Origin of the sequence: Streptomyces sp. NPDC058375 (assembly GCF_042723425.1) — a bacterium.
In the GTDB taxonomy this organism is placed as follows: Bacteria; Actinomycetota; Actinomycetes; order Streptomycetales; family Streptomycetaceae; genus Streptomyces; species Streptomyces durocortorensis.
This window is the reverse complement of the sequence record NZ_JBHXJG010000042.1, coordinates 1-21,534: the sequence shown is the minus strand read 5'-3', so window position 1 is coordinate 21,534 and position 21,534 is coordinate 1. Positions and strand designations below refer to the sequence as shown.

At 69.3% G+C, this 21,534-nt stretch carries 18 protein-coding genes and 2 pseudogenes; 12 read left to right on the top strand and 8 right to left on the bottom strand.

The annotated features are described in order from the left end of the window. The first annotated feature begins 363 nt into the window (after nt 1–363). The 10 genes from ACFWM7_RS10225 to ACFWM7_RS10180 all read left to right on the top strand — a co-directional run bounded on the left by ACFWM7_RS10225 (nt 364) and on the right by ACFWM7_RS10180 (nt 10,112). Nucleotides 364–1,095, top strand: coding sequence for a hypothetical protein (locus ACFWM7_RS10225; RefSeq protein WP_383257561.1), 732 nt, complete (start codon nt 364–366; stop codon nt 1,093–1,095). A gap of 12 nt (nt 1,096–1,107) precedes the next feature. Continuing rightward, entirely contained in the window at nt 1,108–1,560 is a 453-nt protein-coding gene (locus ACFWM7_RS10220; protein WP_383257558.1) for a phage holin family protein, read from the top strand. Beyond that, nucleotides 1,536–2,204: a DUF3618 domain-containing protein gene (locus tag ACFWM7_RS10215; protein ID WP_383257556.1), complete on the top strand. Its 669-nt coding sequence runs from the start codon at nt 1,536–1,538 to the stop codon at nt 2,202–2,204. The genes ACFWM7_RS10220 and ACFWM7_RS10215 overlap by 25 nt, the downstream gene beginning before the upstream one ends. Nucleotides 2,205–2,379: 175 nt before the next feature. Further along, a complete protein-coding gene (locus tag ACFWM7_RS10210; protein WP_383257553.1) occupies nt 2,380–3,417 on the top strand; it encodes a YihY/virulence factor BrkB family protein in 1,038 nt (345 codons plus the stop codon). Between the two features lie 260 nt (nt 3,418–3,677). Then, a complete protein-coding gene (locus ACFWM7_RS10205) occupies nt 3,678–4,694 on the top strand; it encodes a LacI family DNA-binding transcriptional regulator (protein WP_383257550.1) in 1,017 nt (338 codons plus the stop codon). Then, nucleotides 4,691–6,259 carry a sugar ABC transporter ATP-binding protein gene (locus ACFWM7_RS10200; protein WP_383257547.1) on the top strand — a complete coding sequence of 523 codons (1,569 nt, stop codon included), beginning with the start codon at nt 4,691–4,693 and terminating at the stop codon, nt 6,257–6,259. Before ACFWM7_RS10205 ends, ACFWM7_RS10200 begins: the two co-directional genes overlap by 4 nt. Further along, entirely contained in the window at nt 6,249–8,204 is a 1,956-nt protein-coding gene (locus ACFWM7_RS10195) for a substrate-binding domain-containing protein (RefSeq protein WP_383257544.1), read from the top strand. The genes ACFWM7_RS10200 and ACFWM7_RS10195 overlap by 11 nt, the downstream gene beginning before the upstream one ends. Nucleotides 8,205–8,261: 57 nt before the next feature. Beyond that, a complete protein-coding gene (locus ACFWM7_RS10190; protein WP_383257541.1) occupies nt 8,262–9,185 on the top strand; it encodes a ribokinase in 924 nt (307 codons plus the stop codon). Continuing rightward, complete coding sequence (gene rbsD, locus ACFWM7_RS10185) at nt 9,182–9,571, top strand: D-ribose pyranase (protein WP_383257539.1); 390 nt, start codon at nt 9,182–9,184, stop codon at nt 9,569–9,571. Before ACFWM7_RS10190 ends, rbsD begins: the two co-directional genes overlap by 4 nt. Nucleotides 9,572–9,731: 160 nt before the next feature. Next, nucleotides 9,732–10,112, top strand: a complete 381-nt coding sequence (locus tag ACFWM7_RS10180; RefSeq protein ID WP_383257537.1) for a hypothetical protein — start codon at nt 9,732–9,734, stop codon at nt 10,110–10,112. 12 nt (nt 10,113–10,124) lie between these two features. Here the strand turns inward: ACFWM7_RS10180 and ACFWM7_RS10175 are convergent, their stop codons facing one another. The 4 genes and pseudogenes from ACFWM7_RS10175 to ACFWM7_RS10160 all read right to left on the bottom strand — a co-directional run bounded on the left by ACFWM7_RS10175 (nt 10,125) and on the right by ACFWM7_RS10160 (nt 17,240). Continuing rightward, entirely contained in the window at nt 10,125–13,403 is a 3,279-nt protein-coding gene (locus ACFWM7_RS10175; protein ID WP_383257535.1) for a type ISP restriction/modification enzyme, read from the bottom strand. A gap of 185 nt (nt 13,404–13,588) precedes the next feature. Then, nucleotides 13,589–15,138: pseudogene (locus ACFWM7_RS10170) on the bottom strand (UvrD-helicase domain-containing protein); the annotation flags it as partial. A gap of 13 nt (nt 15,139–15,151) precedes the next feature. After that, entirely contained in the window at nt 15,152–16,417 is a 1,266-nt protein-coding gene (locus tag ACFWM7_RS10165; protein WP_383257532.1) for a hypothetical protein, read from the bottom strand. Nucleotides 16,418–16,769: 352 nt separating this feature from the next. After that, complete coding sequence (locus ACFWM7_RS10160; RefSeq protein ID WP_383257530.1) at nt 16,770–17,240, bottom strand: ATP-binding protein; 471 nt, start codon at nt 17,238–17,240, stop codon at nt 16,770–16,772. Between the two features lie 113 nt (nt 17,241–17,353). Between ACFWM7_RS10160 and ACFWM7_RS10155 the strand changes: the two genes are divergently transcribed. Beyond that, entirely contained in the window at nt 17,354–18,232 is an 879-nt protein-coding gene (locus ACFWM7_RS10155) for a helix-turn-helix domain-containing protein (protein WP_383257527.1), read from the top strand. Then, entirely contained in the window at nt 18,229–18,483 is a 255-nt protein-coding gene (locus ACFWM7_RS10150) for a DUF397 domain-containing protein (RefSeq protein ID WP_383257525.1), read from the top strand. Before ACFWM7_RS10155 ends, ACFWM7_RS10150 begins: the two co-directional genes overlap by 4 nt. Before the next feature lie 2 nt (nt 18,484–18,485). Here ACFWM7_RS10150 and ACFWM7_RS10145 read toward each other — a convergent pair whose 3' ends face one another. The 4 genes and pseudogenes from ACFWM7_RS10145 to ACFWM7_RS10130 all read right to left on the bottom strand — a co-directional run. After that, nucleotides 18,486–19,322 (bottom strand): N-formylglutamate amidohydrolase, encoded by an 837-nt coding sequence (locus ACFWM7_RS10145; RefSeq protein WP_383257521.1) that lies wholly within the window; start codon nt 19,320–19,322, stop codon nt 18,486–18,488. Between the two features lie 97 nt (nt 19,323–19,419). Beyond that, nucleotides 19,420–20,400 carry a sphingomyelin phosphodiesterase gene (gene sph / locus ACFWM7_RS10140; RefSeq protein WP_383257517.1) on the bottom strand — a complete coding sequence of 327 codons (981 nt, stop codon included), beginning with the start codon at nt 20,398–20,400 and terminating at the stop codon, nt 19,420–19,422. 140 nt (nt 20,401–20,540) lie between these two features. Further along, nucleotides 20,541–21,179: a class F sortase gene (locus ACFWM7_RS10135; RefSeq protein WP_383257511.1), complete on the bottom strand. Its 639-nt coding sequence runs from the start codon at nt 21,177–21,179 to the stop codon at nt 20,541–20,543. A gap of 128 nt (nt 21,180–21,307) precedes the next feature. Continuing rightward, nucleotides 21,308–21,534: pseudogene (locus ACFWM7_RS10130) on the bottom strand (hypothetical protein); the annotation flags it as partial.

The window sequence follows — 21,534 nt, the reverse complement described above, 5'->3', positions numbered from 1 at the left end:
ACCCCGGTTGACCTGGGAATTTCTGCTTTATCGGGGCCGCCCGCGCCGGGTGCGTCTGCCCGCGGCGGCGGCTCGCTCACTCCAATGGCGGTGTCTGCCTGGACTATCCGTGACCGCCGTGCCCCAGGCCTTCGAAGGTGCTCGGACGGCACGGGTGCCCAGCGCCTGTTACGCGTCCCGTCCCGCCAGTGCCGCCCTGGGGCCAGGTTTCGCGACGATTGAAGACGAGATCAGTTCGCCGCAGCTCTCAGCGACCAAATCTGGCCATATGGCGCGTTCCGCATCGGACGTCATGATGGAAGGTGGTGCACCCGAAAAGGGACAGGAACGCACCTTCCGGCACACGGCGACCGAGGAGGAACGTTGAGCGACTTCAACGGTGCGAACGGTCCGAGCGATGACACGGCGGCGGCTGTGAAGCAGACGGCACAGGACAAAGCCGGTGAGGGCGTCGGGCTGGTGAGTGAGAAGGCGACCGACGTCACCGGCACCGCCAAGGAACACGCGGGCGACGTGGCGGGAGAAGCCGCGGCGCGGGCCCAGGATGTCGTGGGCGAGCTGCGTGATCAACTGCAGGACCAGGCGCGGACCCAGACGCAGAGCCTGGCGCAGAGCGTCCGTCGACTGGCGGACGAACTGAGCGACATGGGAGAAAGCGGCAAGGAGAATTCACCGGCCACGAACGCGGTGCGTCAGATAGCCGATCGCGGCCGCGACGTGGCGGAAAGGCTGGAGAGCGGGGGTCCGCAAGGACTCGTCAGCGACATCCAGGCCTTCGCGCGCCGGCGTCCCGGTGCCTTCCTGGCGGGAGCCGCGCTCGCCGGTTTCGTGACGGCTCGTCTGGGCAAGGGCGTCAAGTCCGCAGGCGAGGGAACGACTTCGCCCACAGAGGTCGACAGTCCGGCCGGCTCGGCGTCGGGCACCGCCCAGAGGGGTCGGCCCGGTACGACGACGGACGGACCACCGGACGGTTCGAGGGAGCCCGCAGACACGGGCGTCCCGTCGCCGACGCCGTCCTACGGCGGCTCGATCGCCCCACCCGGGCCGCTGCCGGTCACGGACCCGTATCCGAACCCCGACCCGCAACAGCCGTAAGGGAGCTGAGTCGTGGCCATTTCCTCTTCGCAGAACGCCACCGACCAGCATGACTCCGGCCCGTCCGGCGCCACCAGGGCCCCGGCGGCGGATCCGTCCATCGGAGAGCTTGTCGGCGAGATCAGTGACGACCTCACCCGACTCGTCCGCAGCGAGATCGAACTGGCGAAAGCCGAGATCAAGCAAGAGGCGACCAGGGCGAGCAAGGCCGCCGGGATGCTCGCCGGTTCCGGATACGCCGGGCATCTGGTGCTGTTGCTGGGCAGCCTGGCCGCGATCTTCGGGCTGGCGCACCTCGTCGACCTCGCCTGGGCCGCGCTCATCGTGACGGCCGTCTGGGCGCTGGTGGGCGCCGCCCTCTTCGTGTCCGGACGCAAACAGATGCGCGCGGTACAGGTCAAGCCCGAACGGACTGCGGAAACACTGAAGGAGGATGCCCAATGGGCACGGAACCGGACGAACTGAAGGCCGAGGTGGACGACACCCGGGCGCGGCTGGCGCGCAATGTCGACCGCCTCGCGGACAAGGCGACACCGGGGAAGATAGCCCGGCGCAAGGCTGATGCAGCTCAGCATCGGCTGACCGGTCTCAAGGAGCGTGTGATGGGCACGGCCGACCGCACTCCGGGGGCGCAGTCCGGACAGAAGGCGCATGACCTCGCGGAGCGTGCCGGAGAGGCGCAGGACACCGTCCGGCACGCGGCCGGTCAGGTCGGTCAGTCCGTGCGTGAGGCCCCGGGGCAGATGACCAGGCAGACCCAGGGCAGTCCCCTCGCGGCAGGGGTCATCGCGTTCGGCGCCGGCATGCTCGCCGCCGCCCTCCTCCCGCCCTCGGATGCGGAGGAACGGGTCGGTTCCCAGCTCCGCGAGCACTCCGACGAACTGCTCGGGCCGGCCAAGCAGGCAGCGCAGGACGCGGCGCAGGATCTCAAGGAAGGGATGCGCCAGCCGGCCATGGACGCCGTGGAATCGGTGAAGGGCACGGCACAGGAGGCCGCCGAAGCCACCAAGCAGCAGGCTCAGGAATCTGGACAGGAGGCCGCCGCCGGCCTGCGCGAGGTCGGTCAGGACGCCGCACGGGAAGCACGCGACCAGACAGGTCGCCCGTAAGGGGCGGCTCATTTCCCCGCCCATCAGAAGGCGAGGGGCCGCCCACGGAGGGCGCCCCTCGCTCGCGGCGGTCGCGCGTCCATCAGGAGACCCGGCCGTCTGCCGTCGGCCGTACCGTGCGTGTCGCGTACGGCGGGCTCGTCGCAACGTTCCTTCGAACCTGTGGGAGACGCCCATGAATCAGTCCGGCAAGCCTCCCAGCTCACCGACCCAGGTCGGCAAGCGGTCCTGGAAGAATGTGCTGAAGCGCACAGTCAAGGAGTTCAAGCGGGACGAACTGGCCGACAAAGCTGCTGGTCTGACCTACTACGCCATCCTGGCCCTGTTTCCCGCCCTGTTGGTTCTGGTCGCGCTGTTGGGCATCGCGGGCGACTCCGCCACGCAGAAGGTCCTGGACAACATCCAGAAGCTCGCGCCGGGTTCGTCCCGTGACGTGATCACCAACGCGGTGACGCAGCTGCAGTCCAGCGGGGGGACGAGTTCCGTGCTGGCTGTCGTCGGCCTGCTGGGCGCCCTGTGGTCGGCTTCCGGGTACATCGCCGCCTTTATCCGCGCCTCCAACGTCGTCTACGACATGCCGGAGGGCCGCCCGGCCTGGAAAGTGCTCCCGGTGCGCGTCGGCCTGACCCTGGTGCTGATGATCCTCGCCTGCGTCAGTGCTCTGATCGTCGTGCTCTCCGGAGGCATTGCCCGGCAGGTCGGCACGGCGCTGGGCGTGGGCGACACCGCCATGACCGTGTGGTCCATCGCCAAGTGGCCCGTCCTCGTGGTGCTGGTGGCCATCATGCTGGCGCTCCTGTATTGGGCAGCACCGAATGCCAAGGGCCGCGGCTTCAAGTTCATTTCGCTGGGCAGTCTCCTGGCCCTGCTGATCTGGCTCGCCGCCTCGGCCGCCTTCGCCGTCTACGTGGCCAACTTCGGCTCGTACAACAAGACGTACGGGGCCCTGGCCGGCGTCATCATCTTTCTGGTCTGGCTGTGGATCACGAACCTGGCGATCCTGCTGGGACTCGAGTTCGACGCGGAGATGGCACGGGAACGAGCGGTCATCAGCGGCCGGTCCGCAGACGAGGAACCGTACGTGGAGCCGCGCGACACCCGGAAGTGGACTGACGAAGAACGGCGGTCCGCGGAACACCTCGACCTCGGGGACACCGGGCGCGGAGACCGTGACGCACAGCAACGAGGCGAACGGGACGAGGGCACCGGGTGAACGAGAACGACTGACCGCCCCACCCGGTCGCCCCCCTCCCCTCCTTCCACCCTTCCACCCTTCCCCCCTCCGCCCTTCCCTCTCCACGCTTCCCCCTCCCGTCACGATCCGGTCTCGGACGTGGGAGGGGGTCTTGCTTTCGGCCATGTAATCGATTCCAATCATCTGTGTAATCGATTCCATGGCGTCGTGAACCGGTCCGCCACCGTTCCGCCCCCAGGTTTCGAGGTGTACCGAAACCACAAGGAGGTGGTCCGGACATGGCGGGCATCAAGGATGTCGCGGCCGAGGCGGGTGTGTCCGTCGCTACGGTCTCGCGCGTGCTGAACAGCCACCCGTCCGTCAGCGAAGAGGCCCGTTCCCGTGTCCTCGCCGCCGTCGAGGCGCTCGGCTACCGGCCCAACGCGGTGGCCCGCTCGTTGCGCACCGCGCAGACCCGGACCCTCGGCCTGGTCATCAGCGACGTGCTCAACCCGTACTTCACCGAGCTGGCCCGCTTCGTCGAGGAGGAGGCCCGCGCGCTCGGCTACAGCGTCATCATCGGCAACGCCGACGAGCGGCCCGAGCTCCAGGACCACCACATCCGCACGCTCATCGACCGCAGGATCGACGGGCTCCTCGTCTCGCCCGCCGACGGCGGCTCACCGTTGCTGCGGGAGGTCGCCCTGAGCGGTACGCCGATGGTCTTCGCCGACCGCTGGATCCCCGGCATCGACGTGCCCGTCGTCCGGGCCGACGGTACGGGCGCGGTCAAGGACCTCGTCGCGCATCTGCACCGGCTCGGTCACCGCAGGCTCGCCATCATCGCCGGGCCCGCAGCCACCACCACCGGCAACGAACGCGTCGAGGCGTTCCGGGATGCCCTGCGGGAGCTCGGGCTCGCCCTGCCCGACGCCTACATCGGGCAGGGCGACTTCCAGGCCGCCAGCGGACGCCGCGCCACCGAACGGTTCCTGGCCCTCCCCGAGCCGCCCGAAGTCGTGTTCGCCGCCGACAACCTGATGGCCCTCGGCGCGCTCGACGCGATCCGGGCGCGGGGGCTGCGGGTTCCCGACGACATCGCGCTCGCCGCCTTCGACGACATCCCGTGGTTCGTCCACACCGACCCGCCGATCACCGCCATCGCCCAGCCGACCGCCGACCTCGCGCGGGCCGCCGTGCGCGCGCTGGCCGACCGGATCGAAGGACGGACCCCGCAGTCCGTCACCCTGCCCGCCCGCCTCGTCGTGCGCCGCTCGTGCGGCGGGGCCGCAACCAACCAGAGGAGCGACCGGTGACCGCACCGGAGGAGCAACCGACCACCGCGCCCGACGAGTTGCTGCGCATCGAGGGTCTGCGCAAGACCTTCCCCGGCGTGGTGGCACTCGACAACGTCGACTTCGACCTCCGCAGAGGCGAGGTCCACGTCCTGCTGGGCGAGAACGGCGCGGGCAAGAGCACCCTCATCAAGATGCTCTCCGGCGCCTACCGCCCCGACCACGGCCGCATCCTGGCCGAGGGCCGCGAGGTCCGCATCGACGGCGCGCAGGACGCCGAACGGCTCGGAATCGCCACCATCTACCAGGAGTTCAACCTCGTCCCGGATCTGACAGTGGCCGAGAACATCTATCTCGGCCGGCAGCCACGCCGCTACGGGCTGGTCGACCACCGTCGGATGCGCCAGGACGCGGCAGAGCTGCTGCGCCGCGTCGGTGTCGACGTACGCCCCGACGCCAAGGTGCGTGAACTGGGCATCGCCCGGCTCCAGATGGTGGAGATCGCCAAGGCGCTCAGCCTGGAGGCCCGCGTCCTGATCATGGATGAGCCGACCGCCGTGCTCACCTCCGAGGAGGTCGACAAACTCTTCGCGATCGTGCGCCAACTGCGGGAGGACGGCGTCGGGATCGTCTTCATCACCCACCACCTGGAGGAGATCGCGGCGCTCGGCGACCGCGTCACCGTCCTCCGTGACGGCCGCAGCATCGACCAGGTCCCGGCCTCCACGCCCGAGGACGAACTCGTCCAGCTCATGGTCGGCCGCAGCATCGAGCAGCAGTACCCGCGCGAACGCCCCGACGCAGGCGATGCGTTGTTGTCGGTGCGCGGGCTGACCCGTAACGGCGTTTTCCACGACATCAGCTTCGACGTACACGCCGGCGAGGTCGTGGGCCTCGCCGGACTCGTCGGGGCAGGGCGTACGGAGGTGGCACGCGCGATCTTCGGCGCCGACCCGTACGACACCGGCACCGTCGACGTACGCGGCGAACGCCTCGCCCGGCACGACGTCCCTGCCGCGATGGGCGCCGGGATAGGCCTCGTACCGGAGGACCGCAAGGGCCAGGGGCTCGTGCTCGACGCCTCCGTGCAGGAGAACCTGGGCCTGGTCACCCTGCGGTCCGCCACCCGCTCCGGTCTCGTCGACCTCAAGGGCCAGCGCACCGCCGCCGCCCGCATCGCGAAGCAGCTCGGCGTCCGCATGTCCGGCATCGGCCAGCACGTGCGCACGCTGTCCGGCGGCAACCAGCAGAAGGTCGTCATCGGCAAATGGCTGCTGGCCGATACCCGGGTCCTCATCCTCGACGAGCCCACCCGGGGCATCGACGTCGGCGCCAAGGTCGAGATCTACCAGCTCATCAACGAACTGACCGCCTCCGGCCATGCCGTCCTGATGATCTCCAGCGATCTGCCCGAGGTGCTCGGCATGAGCGACCGCGTCCTCGTCATGGCCCAGGGACGGATCGCCGGGGAACTCCCCGCCGCAGAAGCCACCCAGGACGCGGTGATGGCCCTCGCGGTCTCCACCTCCGCTCCCGACGAACACCCCGCACCGAAGAACGAAGAGGAGGGCCCCCGTGGCCACTGAGACACTCAAGAGTGACACGGGCGCAGGGGGCACCTCCGTGATACGCCGCGTCCTGCTCGACAACGGAGCCCTGAGCGCCCTGGTCGTCCTGGTGGTGGCGATGTCGCTGCTCTCCGGCGACTTCCTCACCACCCAGAACCTGCTCAACGTCGGCGTCCAGGCGGCCGTCACCGCGATCCTCGCGTTCGGCGTCACCTTCGTCATCGTCTCGGCGGGCATCGACCTGTCCGTCGGCTCGGTGGCCGCCCTGTCCGCGACGGTCCTCGCCTGGTCCGCAACGTCGGCGGGTGTGCCAGTCGTCCTGGCCGTCGTGCTCGCGATCGTCACGGGTATCGCCTGCGGCTTCGTGAACGGCGCCCTCGTCTCGTATGGGAAACTCCCACCGTTCATCGCGACGTTGGCGATGCTCTCCATCGCCCGCGGCCTCTCCCTCGTCATCTCGCAGGGCAGCCCGATCGCCTTCCCCGACTCCGTCTCACGGCTCGGTGACACGCTCGGCGGCTGGCTCCCCGTACCCGTCCTCGTGATGATCGCGATGGGCCTGATCACCGCACTGATCCTCGGCCGCACCTTCATCGGCCGCTCGATGTACGCCATCGGCGGCAACGAGGAAGCGGCCCGGCTCTCCGGACTCCGCGTCAAGCGCCAGAAGATCGTCATCTACGCCCTGTCGGGCCTCTTCGCCGCCGTCGCGGGCATCGTCCTGGCCTCGCGCCTCGTCTCCGCCCAGCCGCAGGCCGCGCAGGGGTACGAACTCGACGCCATCGCCGCCGTCGTCATCGGCGGGGCGAGCCTGGCCGGCGGCGTCGGCAAGGCGTCCGGCACCCTGATCGGCGCGCTCATCCTCGCCGTCCTCCGCAACGGCCTCAACCTCCTCTCCGTGTCGGCGTTCTGGCAGCAGGTCGTCATCGGCGTCGTCATCGCCCTTGCCGTCCTGCTCGACACGCTGCGCCGCAAGGCCGGTTCGGGCGCGGCCTCCTCCGCGGGGACGGCACCCGGCGCACCGGGTTCCGGGCGCAAGGGAGCGCTGAAGTTCGCCGGGGCGGCGCTCGCCGTGGCCGTCGTCGTCGGAGCGGTCTCCTTCTTCAACTCCGGTTCGTCCGGCGGCACGACGAAGGTCGGCATGTCCCTCTCCACGCTCAACAACCCCTTCTTCGTGCAGATGAAGGAAGGCGCGCAGGCGGAAGCGGAGAAGGCGGGTATCGACCTCACCGTCACCGACGCCCAGAACGACGCCTCCCAGCAGGCCAACCAGCTTCAGAACTTCACCAGTTCGGGAGTCTCATCGATCATCGTCAACCCGGTGGACTCCGACGCCGTCGGGCCGGGCGTCCGCAGCGCCAACAAGGCGGACATCCCCGTGATCGCCGCCGACCGGGGCGTCAACAAGGCCGACACAGCAACCCTCGTCGCCTCCGACAACGTGGCGGGCGGCAAGCTCGCCGCCGATGCGCTGGCCGACAAGCTCGGCGGCAAAGGCAGCATCGTCATCCTCCAGGGCACGGCGGGCACCTCTGCCAGCCGTGAGCGCGGAGCCGGCTTCGCCGAGGGCCTCAAGGCGTACCCGGACATCAAGGTGGTCGCCAAGCAGCCCGCGGACTTCGACCGCACCAAGGGCCTGGACGTCATGACGAACCTCATCCAGTCGCACCCCGGCGTCACCGGCGTCTTCGCCGAGAACGACGAGATGGCGCTCGGCGCGGCCAAGGCGCTCGGCAGCAAGGCCGGGAAGTCCGTCTCGGTCGTCGGCTTCGACGGCACTCCGGACGGCCTGAAAGCGGTCGAGGCCGGCACGCTCTACGCGTCGGTGGCCCAACAGCCCGCGGAACTCGGGAAGATCGCGGTTCAGAACGCGGTCAAGGCGGCCAAGGACGAGAAGGTCGAGAGCACGGTGAAGGTGCCGGTCAAGGTGGTCACCCGGGAGAATGTCGCCGACTTCTCCTGACCCCGGCCCACCAACCGGCCTGTTGACCTCCGACCGACGAAAGCAGGAAGCACGCCCATGCACGACAACGCCCCCGACGACCGGTACGACCTGCTGGTCGTCGGGTCCGCCAACGCCGACCTGGTGATCGGCGTCGAGCGCCGCCCCGCCCCCGGCGAGACGGTCCTCGGCTCCGACCTGGCCGTCCACCCCGGCGGCAAGGGCGCCAACCAGTCCCTGGCCGCCGCCCGCCTCGGCGCCAGGACGGCCCTGCTCGCCCGGGTCGGCGACGACGACCACGGACGCCTCCTGCTGGAGACCCAGCGCGCGGCGGGCGTGGACACGGACGGCGTCCTGGTCGGCGGGGCCCCCACCGGTGTCGCGCTGATCACCGTCGACCCCTCGGGCGACAACAGCATCGTGGTCTCGCCGGGGGCCAACGGACGCCTCACGCCCGAGGACGTCCGGTCGGCGGCCCCGCTGCTGGCAGCCGCCCGGGTCATCTCCGTACAGCTGGAGATCCCGCTGGACACGGTGGCCGAGACGGTACGCGGCCGGGGGCCGGACACCCGGCTCGTCCTCAACCCGTCGCCGCCCGCCCCGCTCCCCGAGGAGGTGCTCGCCGCCTGCGATCCGCTGGTGGTCAACGAGCACGAGGCGCGGTACGTCCTGGGCGAGGACGCGGGGGAGACCCCGCACGACTGGGCGCCGGCGCTGCTCGCGCTGGGCCCGAGCTCGGTCGTCATCACGCTGGGCGCCGCCGGGGCCCTGGTGGCGGACAGTCGTACGGATTCCCTGGACCACCTGGTCAGCCCGAAGGTCGAGGCCGTGGACACCACCGGTGCGGGGGACGCGTTCACGGCGGCCCTGGCCTGGCGACTGGGCCGGGGCGACGACCTCCGGGAGGCGGCGGCCTTCGCGGTCAGGGTGGGCGCGGCGGCGGTCACGGCACGAGGCGCGCAGGAATCCTTCCCGACGCTGGAGGAGGTCGACGCGCTGTGAAGAAGTCCGGCATCCTCAACCGCCACCTGGCAGGCGCGATCGCCGAACTCGGCCACGGCGACACCGTCCTGGTCTGCGACGCCGGCATGCCGATCCCACCCGGCCCCCGCGTGATCGACCTGGCCTTCCGCGCAGGCACCCCGTCGTTCGCCGAGGTACTGGACGGCCTGCTCGACGAGCTGGTCGTCGAGGGTGCGACGGCCGCCGAGGAGATCCGCGACGCCAACCCGGCGGCCGCGGCCCTCCTGGACGGCCACTTCCCCTGGCTGGAGTCGGTTCCGCACGACGACCTGAAGGCGCTGACGGCGACGGCCCGCGTGGTGGTACGGACCGGGGAGGCACGGCCGTACGCGAACGTCCTGTTGCGGTGCGGGGTGTTCTTCTGAGCGGAAGCCCCAATCGCCTCGCCCGGCGACGGTACGAGGACGGGCGCCCGCCTCGGCCCGAAGGCGGCACGGGGGCTCTGCGTGAGGTCGGCTTCGGCCGGCCGCGGCGCCTCCATGTGCTAGGCATGACGGCATGTACTCTCCAGCCCCTCTGCCACACGTGGACCTCACGGCTGCGCAGTGGCAGCTCCTGGGCGAGTTGGTCTCCGCCCCCCTGACCGATCCGTCCCGCGGTGCCGACAGCTCGGCGGCCGCCGCCGTCCGCGGCCTCGACCCGCAGCTGTTCCCGGCCGATGCCACTCTCCTCACCTGGATGAAACTGGCCGGACCCAGCGGCGAGCTGCTGACGGCGACCGACCTCGGGGCCGCCCTCCACTACCGGCGCCTGCAGGAGTCGTTGGAGCTCCGGCTGAGCGAGGTGGCCAGGTTCGCGGCAGCCCATGAGCCGTCCGTGCCACGGTTCGCACGGAATGTACGCCTCCTGGCTGAGGGCTCCCTGTCGTTCTCCGACGCCATGCGGGAGCCCCCGCGTACCGCGTGAGCCACGGCTGGGCTAAGAGCTCGGGTCACCGAAGAGGGTGCCGGCAGGGTGATGACGTGGCTTCCGGTCGCTCTCCCGCCCCAGCACTACACCGGCCGCCGACAACTCGTCACGGGTGGAGAGGGGCCCGGCCAGGATCTCGGCGAGAAGGTCTCTCTGCGCCGTGGCCAGGTCGGTGAGGCGACGCAGCACGGAGAGAAGGTCGAGCAACTCCTCCGTCCACTCGGTCGGCCAGCTTTCCACGTGCAGATCGTCCAACGGGCTCGTCCTCTTGCTGGTCGGTTTCGCCTTCCGGTACCCGAACCACTTGTTCACGACCTTCATGCCGCCCACGTGGTACTCCCAGACGGCCTCGGGCACGTGAGTGAACGAACCACTGCCCAGGTACAGCGTCCGTGCCTCCGCCTCGTACCGGATGCGGTCCGGGACGTCGCGGCCGATGTTCGTCTCGTAGCGCACCTGCCGCGGATCCCCGAGCGGGAAGCGGACATTGCCGAAAGGGCGGCCGGCTGCCGGGTCGGCGCACCGTTCGCCGTATGTCGAGGCCCAGAGGATCTCTGCCCCGAGTGTGGTCGCCCGGCGCCACAGCTCCGGATCCCGGGTCAGCGGCAGACGTACGCCCGGCGTGAGCAGTTCCTCCGCGAAGTGTTCCGTGAAGGCGCTGTGTGCGGTGACGGCCACGATGTACGCGGCCAGGTCCGCCGCGCTCACCGGCCCCGTGCCCGTACGGCGCGAGAGATGGGACAACAGGCCCGCAGGGACATTGGGCGAGCCGTCGGGATGCAGGAGCGGCATGACCCGGCCGCCCCGGCCGTTGAAGTGGTCGGTGTCCGGTACGACGTGGGTGACGACGACCGCCGGACCGGAATCGATCTCGTGCGCAGTCCGTTGGTTGAAAAAGAGCTGATCGGGCTGGACCGCTGCCCAGAGATCGGGCCGAGGGCGGTCGAGTACACGGTTGTCCGCGATCACCCACTGCCGGTCGAAGCTGCGCAGGGACACACGCGCCAGCTCGGGGCGGGTGTCGGTCTCGTTTCCGACTGTGCGGGGGCGGTTGGGTGATCCGGGCAGTGGATCACGTCTGCTGGTCAGGTCGCGGTCGCGAGTCTCCTTGAACAGCGCCGACTTGTCCGCCGGGTCGGCCTCGCGCACCAGTCGTGCCCACCGGCGCCTGAGGGTCTGCGCCGAGGGGCTGCACACCCAGGAACGGTTCGCCTTGATTCCGGGACTGCCCCATGGAATCAGGTCGTTGAGGGAGGGGAAGTCCTGCCAGCCCGATGACGTGAGAGGCGTGAACGGGAGGACATTCTCGGCATGTGTGTCCCTCCACCCCGCATCGTCCAACCGGATGTCGCGCAGCTGCCGGAACTTCTCGTCGCGACTGCCCGCCACGGCACGATAGTGGACCCGTGCCTGACGGCCGTCCTTCTCCGTCGGCTCCCCGGCTCGGCGGACGAAGACGCAGATGGCGAGAGGCTGGGCGACGCCGGGGAAGACCCGGGTGGCTACGTCGGCGCGGTGACCTTCGGGCGAGAGATTGATGATCCAGCCCTCGTCGCATGTGCGGCGCAGGTAGCTGCGCATACCCCGCCCGCCCGGGCCCGTGGTCCACCCGGACGGGGTGATGAAGCAGACCACGCCGTGGCGGTCGTTGTGGTGTGCGTCGAACACCTTCCAGGTCGCCCAACGCCAGAAGTAGACGTACAGGTTCTTGAGTACGTGCTCGTAGCGGCCGTTTCCTGGCAGCCGGAACCCGTCCAGCAGCGGTGCATCCTGGCCGTGGCTGCGTTTTTCCACCCAGCCGCCGCGGTTCTCGGCCTTGTCGTCGTACGGCGGGTTGCCGATCACCACGTTGACCGGCGTGCCGGCCTTGATCCTGTTGGCGCGGCGCCGGGATGCGGCCAACGCGTCGTAGGTCAGGTATTCGTCCTCGACGAAGGGGTTGTCGAGGGTGTCGGTGACGAAGAGGCTGAGCCCGTCCTCGGGCAGAGCTGCCCCGTGGCGCTTCAGCAAGTCCGACGTCCGCAGCTCGGCGACGGCGTAGGGCCCCATCTGCAGCTCGAAGCCGTAGAGACGCGAGGCGAGGCGCGAAATGGCGTCCGTGGCCATGGCGGGACCGGACCGCTTCGCGGCCTGCTCGGCCACCCGGTCGATGATGGTGTGCAGATACGTGCCCGTGCCCATGGCCGGGTCCACGATGTGCACCTCCTGCTCACCGAACCCGGCCTGTTGGCCGAGGCGGCTGAGCAGCACGTCCTCGGTGAGGCGAACCATTTCCTCCACGACCTCGTGCGGCGTGTAGTACGAGCCGCTCTTCTGCCGCAACTCCGGGTCGTACACGGTGAGGAATCGTTCGTAGAGATGCAGATAGGCATCCCGGTTTCCCGACCTGATCGCGGGCCAGTCCACCTTGGCGACCGTCCGTTGCAAGAGGTCGAGCGTCACACTGAAACGCTCGTTGACGTTGTCGGTGAGGAGTTGGAGTGCCCGGCCCATGAGCGCGTGATCCGCGTTGAGGCTGCGGCCGACGTCGTGCAGCCCGACCCCTTCCAGCGGTACGTCCTCCGAGCGGGCGAGAAGCAACGCGAAGGTGACCGCCTGGGCGTAGCCGTCGGCGAAGGTGGCGTTGTCGGCGGAGGGGAAGAGCAGCCGCCGCCACTCGTTCTTGAGCCCGGTGAACGGCCGGGCTCGCAGGTCGTCGTCGGGGGCCGACGACCGGGCCTCGGCTGACAACTGCTCCAGCACGGCCGAGCGCAGAAGTCTGCACAGTGGAGCCAGGTGCTGTACCAAGCGGGACACGTTGGAGATGCGGGGCGGCTTCCAGTTGAGGAACAGCTTCAACAGGGCATCGAACGCCGCCGGATCGACGGGCGCCAGCCGGTCTCCCGCATTCCGGAGGGTGCCGACGAAGTGGACGGTCTCGCCGAGTTGCCGCCCGTCACGGAACAGACGCCATTCCGTGCCGTTGGAGTAGAGCAGGTTGGGCAGATTCCGGAGCTTCTCCCACTGTTCGCGGTTCGCCTTGTTGAAGGTGTCCGGATCGACCGACAACGCGGGCTTCTTGAGCTCGATATAGCCTGTCAGGTCACCGCCTGCGCGGATGGCGTAGTCCGGACGGACACCCAGGTCCGCGATGCGGTACTCGTCGTGCCACGTGACTTCGTGCTGGTTGTGCCGCTCGCCGACCGCCCGCAGTAAATTCTCGAGAGGCCCACGGATCGCGGCTTCCTCGCTGCCGCCACCGGACAACTTGATCTTCGACTGACGGCCGAACTCCGCTACGGCGGCCAACAGCCAACCGTAAAGCCCTTCTGACATATTCCCCCCGGGTCGTGTCAGACGGAGCCTAACTACGCATGGTGCGCAGCGGAAGACGGTCTGTTACTGCGGGGGATGCGGATGCCAACGGGACTCAGGAGATCGGGGATTGAGGGGACCAGGGAGGTCACAGGATGGTGAAGCGAGACCTTCGCTGCTCACACCCCGGCTTCCACCAGGAAGGCGCTGGGCTCTCCGGTCCACGACACGTACAAGTCGTCCCGAGCCCGTGTGCATGCCACGAAGAGCAGACAGCGTTCCGCCAGCAGATCGGCGGCGTGCTGAAGGCGGTCGACCTCGACCGGTGTCACCGCCTTGGGGAACGGGAGGGCGCCGACGCTCGCACCGATGACCGCGACACACCGGAACTCCAGCCCCTTGAAGGCATGCATGGTGCAGACCTGGACGCCATCTGCCTCCGCGACCGTGTCGCCCCGCAGACGAGTCGCAGGGATGCCGGCCTCCCTGAGCCGCTCCACCGCCTTGTCACCGTTCTTGTTGAACCGGGCGCTGACCCCGCGATTTCGCCTGCGGGGATTCCGCTGTCGAGCCAGCCGCGCACCCGCTCCGCGAGTCCGTCCAGTTCCGCCGCCTCCGATTCGGCTCCGAGCATCTCGGGCCGTGTGCCGTGAAGGGATGAGCGGTAACCCAGCAGGGTCTCGTTCCGCGCGTCATCGGCGAGCTGTTCGAAGGGCCGCCCGACCAGCAGTGCCGTCGACCAACTGAGGATCTCGTGCGTGGAGCGATAGTTCTTGCGCATCTTCGTCGACCGCCCGGCGACCCTCACCCCGACGGCCTTCAGCGACACCTTCGAGTCGTAGATCCGCTGGTGAGGATCGCCCGCGATGAACAGATCGTCCGGGCGGGACGGGGCGGCCGCCCGCAGCAACCGCCACTGCACGGGGTGAAGGTCCTGCGCCTCGTCCACGACGACGTGCCGATAGCGCGGGCCGCCGGACTCCAGCAGATCCGCCGCCTCCGCACAGGTACCGAGGTAGGTGCGCAGCCCGTCGGCGGTCAGCCGGCCGGTGAAGTCCTCGATCGTGCGCCACACCAGTGCGCGCGAGGCGGTGGGCAGGGCGCTGCCGCGGCCCCGCCGCTCACAGTTCTCGTACTCCTCCTGGGTGCGCAGATTCTGTGCCAGGACGACGTGCTTGTACTCCTGAGCCAGAAACTGCCCCGTTCCCGAGAATCCGGTCGCCCGCGCAGCCTGCCCCCACCGCGTGTCTTCCTCGCCGCCCCGCAGCGGGCGGCGCGAGGTGGACACGACACGTCCCGCGAACGCGTCGACAGTCATGATGTCGACCCGGTCGCGCAGGGCCTCGTCCTCCATCAGGGCGGCAAGCCCGCTGCGCAGCGCGGCCACGAGCGCGTTCGTGTACGTGGTCAGCAGGATGCGGTCGCCGTCGCGCAGGTGCCCCAGCAGATGCCGCACGCGATGCAGCGCCACGACGGTCTTTCCCGTGCCCGGGCCACCGGTGACCTGAGCGGGCCGGAGTACGAAGCCCGGTAGGCGATCCGGTGCTGGGAGGGGTGGAGAAACACCCGCCAGGCGGCGAACGGCTTGTTCAGAATGTCCCGCAACTCCTCGGAACGGTCACCAGCGCGATGCGGGTACGGGTGCGGTGGATGGCCGTGGCGAAGTCGTCCGTGTCCACAGGGCGTCTCCCGGAGAGACCTGGGCAAGGCTGACGGAGACGACAGATCGGTTAGTTCGCTGGCTAGGGAAGCCCGTCGGAGGTTGGCTCCGGCGGCGGCTCCAGTGCTAGCTCCGGCTCCGGTGTTGAGCCTGAGGTGGGCGGGATGTTCACCTTCTTGGCATTGCTGTTCAGAGGGCCTGTGGTTTCAGGAAGGGGAGTAGTCGAACCGCCCGCCTGTTCGTGGATATGCACGCCCCCATGGATGGTGCCGGCTTGGATGATGCTCCGGGCTGCCGCGTGGGCCACGGCGTTCTTCACAGTGCTGGAGGTCGGACTCGCGTCCGAGCTCGATGGGGCCCGCTCGGGCTGCGCCAGCACCTCGATGGGCCATGTCAGCTCTCGCCAGGCCAGCATGTCCTGGGGACTGACGGACGTCAGGCCGAACTCCCGTGCGGCATCGACGATTGCCGCTCCCAAGCTCAGGCGCTGCCCGAGTTCATCTATCTTCGCCTTCAGTTGCCCGATTCTGCTTTCGATCGCGCGCTCTTCCTCGATCAGGGCTGCTCGTCGGACCATTACGCCGTCGCTGTTGGGATATCCAGTGTTCAGTTTGGCAAGGGTGCGTCGCAACCTTCTCGGCACACGTCCGTGGATTCCGGCCCCACTGAGCAGACGTACGAGCGTGCGCGCCGACTTCTGTTCCTCGTCCGTGAGTGATGTGTTCTGACCAAGACGCCGCGCCATCCAGCGACAGAGCGAGGCGTCCTCGTCGCTTCGTTCACCCGCAATGCTGACCAGTTCGGAGGCGAGGCGTGTCACATGCCAGTTCCAGTTCGCGCACAGCCTGTCGGCCCTCCCGCGCAGGTTGCCCAAGGCACCGTCGGAGCGGAGGGCCAGCCGGGCCTCCTTCGCCCGGGCCAGTTCCGCGTCCCGCTTGTCGATCTCCGTGGTGACCGGCTCCATCCCGATCTTGATCTGTTTCAGCAGGACATACAGGCTGGGGACGTCGTTCAGCGCCAGGGCGAACGCCTTCTTCTCCTGCAGGGAGACGATGACGGCACAGGGCAGGAGCTTCTCGGAGACGCCGAAGAACTTCCGCATCTCGGTGGCCGCTGCGGTGAGCGCGTCCTGGTGTTCACGCAGGGGGCGGGTCAGAACCGGCATGAGGGTCATATGTTCCTCTGCCGACCGCACATCCATCCGGAACGTTGATTCCGCATTCGCCCCCGGTGTGTTGAGCCGCTGCTCCTCCCCGAGGCAGGCGACGCCGTCGACGGCAGAGGCGAACTCCGCCCGCCTCCAGTGACGGTCGTCGATGACGATGGCGGACGGAGCCGGTGTGATCACTCCGAGATACCGTCGTGTGACATCGTGCGTGTCAGGCCATTCTCGGAACAATCTTTCATGTAGGTCCGGGTTGTCGGCGGAACGCGCCAACAAGAAGACGAGACCGGCGTATCCACCGTCACCCAGGGACCGGAATCGACTACGAAGAAAGTCGCTCACCGGCATCCGGCTCATCGCGTAGCCCAATGCTGCCCCCTGAAGTTGGCGCCCAGTGCATGACGAATTCTGCCCGAGACCACGCCGTTCCGCGCCCAGTCCGACGTAACCGCAGCCGTTCCGGCGTAAGCAGTACTTGCCCTGCCAAGTCGGCAGGGCAAGGTTTGGCGCCGGAAGGCGGTTCGGTGCTGGGTCGTCAGAGCGGTCGTACGTCCAGGGAGGCCCAGACGGTCTTTCCGGGGCCGTCAGGGTGGTGGAACCACCCCCACTGATCGGTCAGGGCGGCTACGAGGAGCAGCCCTCGGCCGCCTTCCTGGTCGGCGGCCGAGGGTTCGGTGAGCGTAGGGAGGCGTTCGCCACGGGTGTCGGTGACCCCCACGCGTACGGTCGCGTCCTCGGCGGAGAGCCGGAGGCGGAAGTCGCGTCCCGGTACGCGGCCGTGGCTGACAGCGTTGGCGCTGAGCTCCGCCACGATCAGCGTCAACCCGTCGTGGGAGTCACTCCCGTACGGGATGCCCCAGGTGTCGAGCCGTTCGCCGGCCAGGTACCGGGCGAGACGGGTGCCGCGTGGCGTGGAGCTGAAAAGCATCGTGAAGTGGTGCCAGGTGAAACGGTGTTGGGCGGGGCGTGCAGTGCGTACGGGGAGGGGTGGCGGGTTGCTGGTCATGCCTCCACGGTGACGACTCGTGGCGTAGCGTGACCAGGGGTGACGTGCCGTCGTGAGGTGGTTGTACGCGGCGGTGCGCGGCGTGTACGTACGTGGGACAGGTGGTGGCGACGATGGCGCAGGAGGACGAGGCGGGTACGGGGGCGGGGAGCGAGGCGGGCCCGGAGCCCGGGGGGCGGCCCGAGGACGAGCCGGGGTCGGGGGTGATGGTCGCGTTCGGCCGGCAGTTGAAGCTGTTACGGCTGCGGGCGGGGCTGGACCGGACGGAGTTCGGCAACCGGGTGGGGTACGCGGCGCAGTCGGTGGCGTCCTTCGAGCAGGGCCGGCGGATCCCGCAGCCCGGATTCATCGACCAGGCGGACCCGGTGCTGGACGCCGGGGGGTTGCTGCTGGCGCTGAAGGATGAGGTTGCGCGGGCGCAGTATCCGGCGTTCTTCCGGGATGCGGCTCGGTTGGAGGCCGTGGCGGCCACACTTCATGTCTACGCCGCTCTGGCGGTGCCTGGTCTGCTGCAGACCGAGGAGTACGCGCGGGCCGTGTTCACTATGCGACGTCCGCTCCTCGACGATGAGACGGTGGAGCAGCGAGTGGTGGCCCGCATGGCTCGACAGAAGATCTTCCAGCGCAAGCCAATGCCGACACTCAGCTTCGTGATTGAGGTGTCTGCCTTGCGCAGGCCGATCGGGGGCTGGTCAGTGTTGCACGGCCAGCTGGAGCAGATCGCCCTTCATGCGCGTCGGCGCAACGTCGAGTTGCAGGTCATGCCCAATGACGGCCCGGAACACTGTGGCCTCGCAGGACCGTTCACCTTGATCGAGAAGCATGACGGGCGAAGGATGGCCTACGTTGAGGTCCAGAGGGACAGCCGTTTGCATACCGAACTCACGGTGGTGAGGGATTTCTACGAGCAGTACGGGCTGCTCCGGGCTCAGGCACTGACTCCGCCGGAATCTCTGGCCTTCGTCGAGGGACTCCTGGGAGAAAAGCGATGAGTCGGAAGAAGCCGCAGACTGTGCCCGAGTCGGCGTGGTTCAAGAGCAGCTACAGCAGTGGTGAGGGTGGTGAATGCGTGGAGGTTGCCTGGCGGAAGAGTAGCGACAGCACGGGCAATGGCGGCGAGTGCGTAGAGATGGTGGCCTCTGAAACGCAGGTTCACGTGCGCGATTCGAAGCAGCTCGGTGGTCCTGCCCTAACCGTGAGCCCTGGTGCGTGGAGCGGTTTCGTCGGCCTCGTGACCGACTGAGACTATGCGGGTGGGAGGGGCCCCGCCGAAGAAGGTCGGCTGAGCGCCCCCACCAGCCCCGCCAGCGCCCCCGCCAGCGTGTGGAGCCCCGGTCCCGCAGGGCCGCCCGGCTCGCTCATGTACGTGTCGCGGCGGATCTCGATCATCAGCGCGGTGACCCGGTGATCCGTTCCGTAGTGCTGGAGGGGGACGTACGTACCGGCGAAGGGGGTGTCGTGCCCGATGCCGTCATCGCCGAAGCGGTCACCGAACGCCCGTTCCGCCGCCGCGAGGAGTCCCGGCGGGGTGTGGAACGGGTCGGTGCCCAGGCAGACGGGTGGGCGCGGGTCGGTGCCGTGGAGTTCGTAGGGGAGAGGTGCGGTCGGGTACGAGTGGACGTCGATGATCACCGCGCGGCCCGTGGCGGCGATGCGTGCCTCGACCGCGGCCGTGATCGCTTCGGCGTAGGGGTGGAAGTACGCGTCCAGCAGAGGGGCGGGGTCGCCTCCCGGCGGGCGGAGCGGGGCTCGGTGGGTGGTGCGGGTGTAGACGGCGCCCATGCCGACGGCGAGCATCTCCTCCCGCTCGTCCGGGAAACGTTCCGGGTCGACGACCAGCCGGGAGAGGTTGTTGACGAAGCGCCATGGGGTGGTGGGGGCGATCGCCGCTGCCGCGGCGGCCAGTTCGGGGGTGTGGGCGTCGGTGATGTGGTCGAGTTCGCGCTCCAGGGCGGCATCGCCCAACGTGATGCCCGCGCGTACGGGTCGGGGGATGTGTCGGGATCCGTGCGGTACGTGGAGGAGGACCGGGGAGTCGGCGGCGCCCGGGGTGAGGGTGAAGGGCTGCTGCGGATCACTCACGGGTACTCCTTCGGTGTGCTTCGTCCGGTCCCGCCCCGGCATCCCGGACCGCCCCCACCGCCTGGAAGCGGAGAGGGCGGCGACGTCCGGCCGTCGGTTACTGGCCGGAGCCGATCACCGGGTAGTGGTCGGAGAGGTTGGTGTACGTGTACTTCTTGCCCCAGCTGGACACCGTCCACGGGGCGCTCTGCTCCTTGATCACGTCGTTCTTCCAGCCCGAAGGCTTGGCGTGGCCCGTGCGGTGCAGGACGTGGTCCAGGTCCTCGCGGGGGTCGTCGGGGTAGCGCTCGGAGGCAATGGAGTTGTCGCGGGTGTCGAAGGAGTACGTGTGGCCCGTCCGGGAGTCCGGGGTGGTCAGGCCGGCGTCGGCGAGGAACGACGCGTACTCCGCCGAGTGCCCGTCGACGTTGAAGTCGCCTGCCACGACGACCTGTTCCGAGGCCGGGATGTTCTTCGCGTCGAGGAACGCGTCCATCTGCTTGAACTGCCGGCTGCGCATCTGTGCCGCCTCGCCGGCCGAGCAGCCCGGGTCGGTCGACTGGGCGTGGGTGCCGACGACATGGACCCGGGCGCCGTTGACGTTCAGCACCGCGTAGGCGAAGCCCTTGTTCGAGAACCAGTCGCCACCGCAGGCGTCCTTGAAGACGAACTGCTCCTTGCGCACGATCGGCCACTTGCTGAGGATGGTGACGCCGCCGTCCTCCGGCGTCGTCGCCGAGTACGAGCCGCCCGTCGCGTCCCAGCCGCTCTTGCTCCGGCCGACCACCGGGGTCTGGTGCGGGTACTGGGCGGCGGCGTTCCGCAGCAGCGCGTCGGAGGCGCCGTTGTCGAAGGCCTCCTGGATCACCACGACGTCATTGCTCTGGAAGAACGACGTCTTCGGGATCTCGGCCGCCCGGTGGTCCTGGCCCCAGTTCGGGTAAAGCGTCTTGCTGAAAAGGAACGCGTTGTAAGAAAGCACCCGCAGCGACGGGGTCTCGGCAGCCGCTGCCTGCGGAGCGTTCGCGGCGAGGGTGACGGTGGCGAGCGCGGCGGACAGGGTTACGCCGGTAAGGCGGCGGAACGCGGTGTTCGGCACGAGGTCTCCTGTGGTCGAGTGGGGGGCGTACCGGGCGACCCCCATCCAAGCAGCGGCAGTTACCCACGGGTAGACATCGGGTGGCACGAGTCTGTCCGATCGGCTGCCATCCGGATCCGCCGACTCCGGTGCGTCGCGGCTCAGGCGAGGGCGCCGTACACGATCAGGTTGTCCACCGGGTGGCCCTCCGCGTCGAACTCCCCGTCGCAGGTGATGAGCCGCAGCGTGCTGTCCTTCGTCGGGCCGTAGACCCTCTCGGTGGGGAACGCCTTCTTGCTGACCGCTTCCTTGCCCGTGACCGTGAAGCGCAGGGTCTTCCCCGCCCCGTCGCGGACCAGCACCTCGGCGCCCTTGCGGATGTTCTTCAGATCGTGGAAGACGGCCCGGCCGAAACGGGTGTCGTTGTGGCCGATCAGGACGGCAGGCCCCGGTGCGCCGGGCACGGACCCGCCGCGGTACCAGCCCGCCGTCATGCCCTTCTCCGCGGGCGGGACCTCGACCGTGCCGTCCGCGTTGAGGCCCAGCTCCATGAGGGTGCTTCGTACGCCGATGGAAGGGATGGTGACCTCCGTGGGAGCCGACCGCTCCGGATCGTCGGTCCGGGGCGGCGCGGTCGATGCCGAGTCCGCCTCGTCCCGCGCCGATGCGGAGGGCGTGGCGGCGGTGGCTGTGGAGGGCTCGGCGGACGAGCATCCGGCCAGGGCTACGCAGGCCGCGATGGCACTCAGCAGGGCGGCGGTCCGCCGGAAGCGGTGGGACGTACGGGACGGCGACGGCACAGAGGGCTCCGGAATCGGGGAGGGAGAGAGGGGCGGAGGTGGGAAGCTCGGGGCGGAGCGTGGGTGTGACGCCGCCCCGGTGCGGGGCGGCGTCACGGTCATCGGTGGTGCGTGGTGCGTGGTGCGGGTCAGCCGTTGTGGCCGGCCGCCGAGCGGCGGCGCAGCACGAGCGTGCCCGCGCCCGCCAGCAGCGCGGCCCCGGCCACCGAACCGGCCAGCACCGCGGTGCTGTTGTCGCCGCTGCCGGCCGCGCGCTCACCCGCGGCGACACCGCCCCGCGGGGTGACCGCCGGAGCGGCCTCCTCCGGTGCGGCCTCCTTCGCCGCGGGCTCCGGGCGGTCGCCCGCAGCCACAC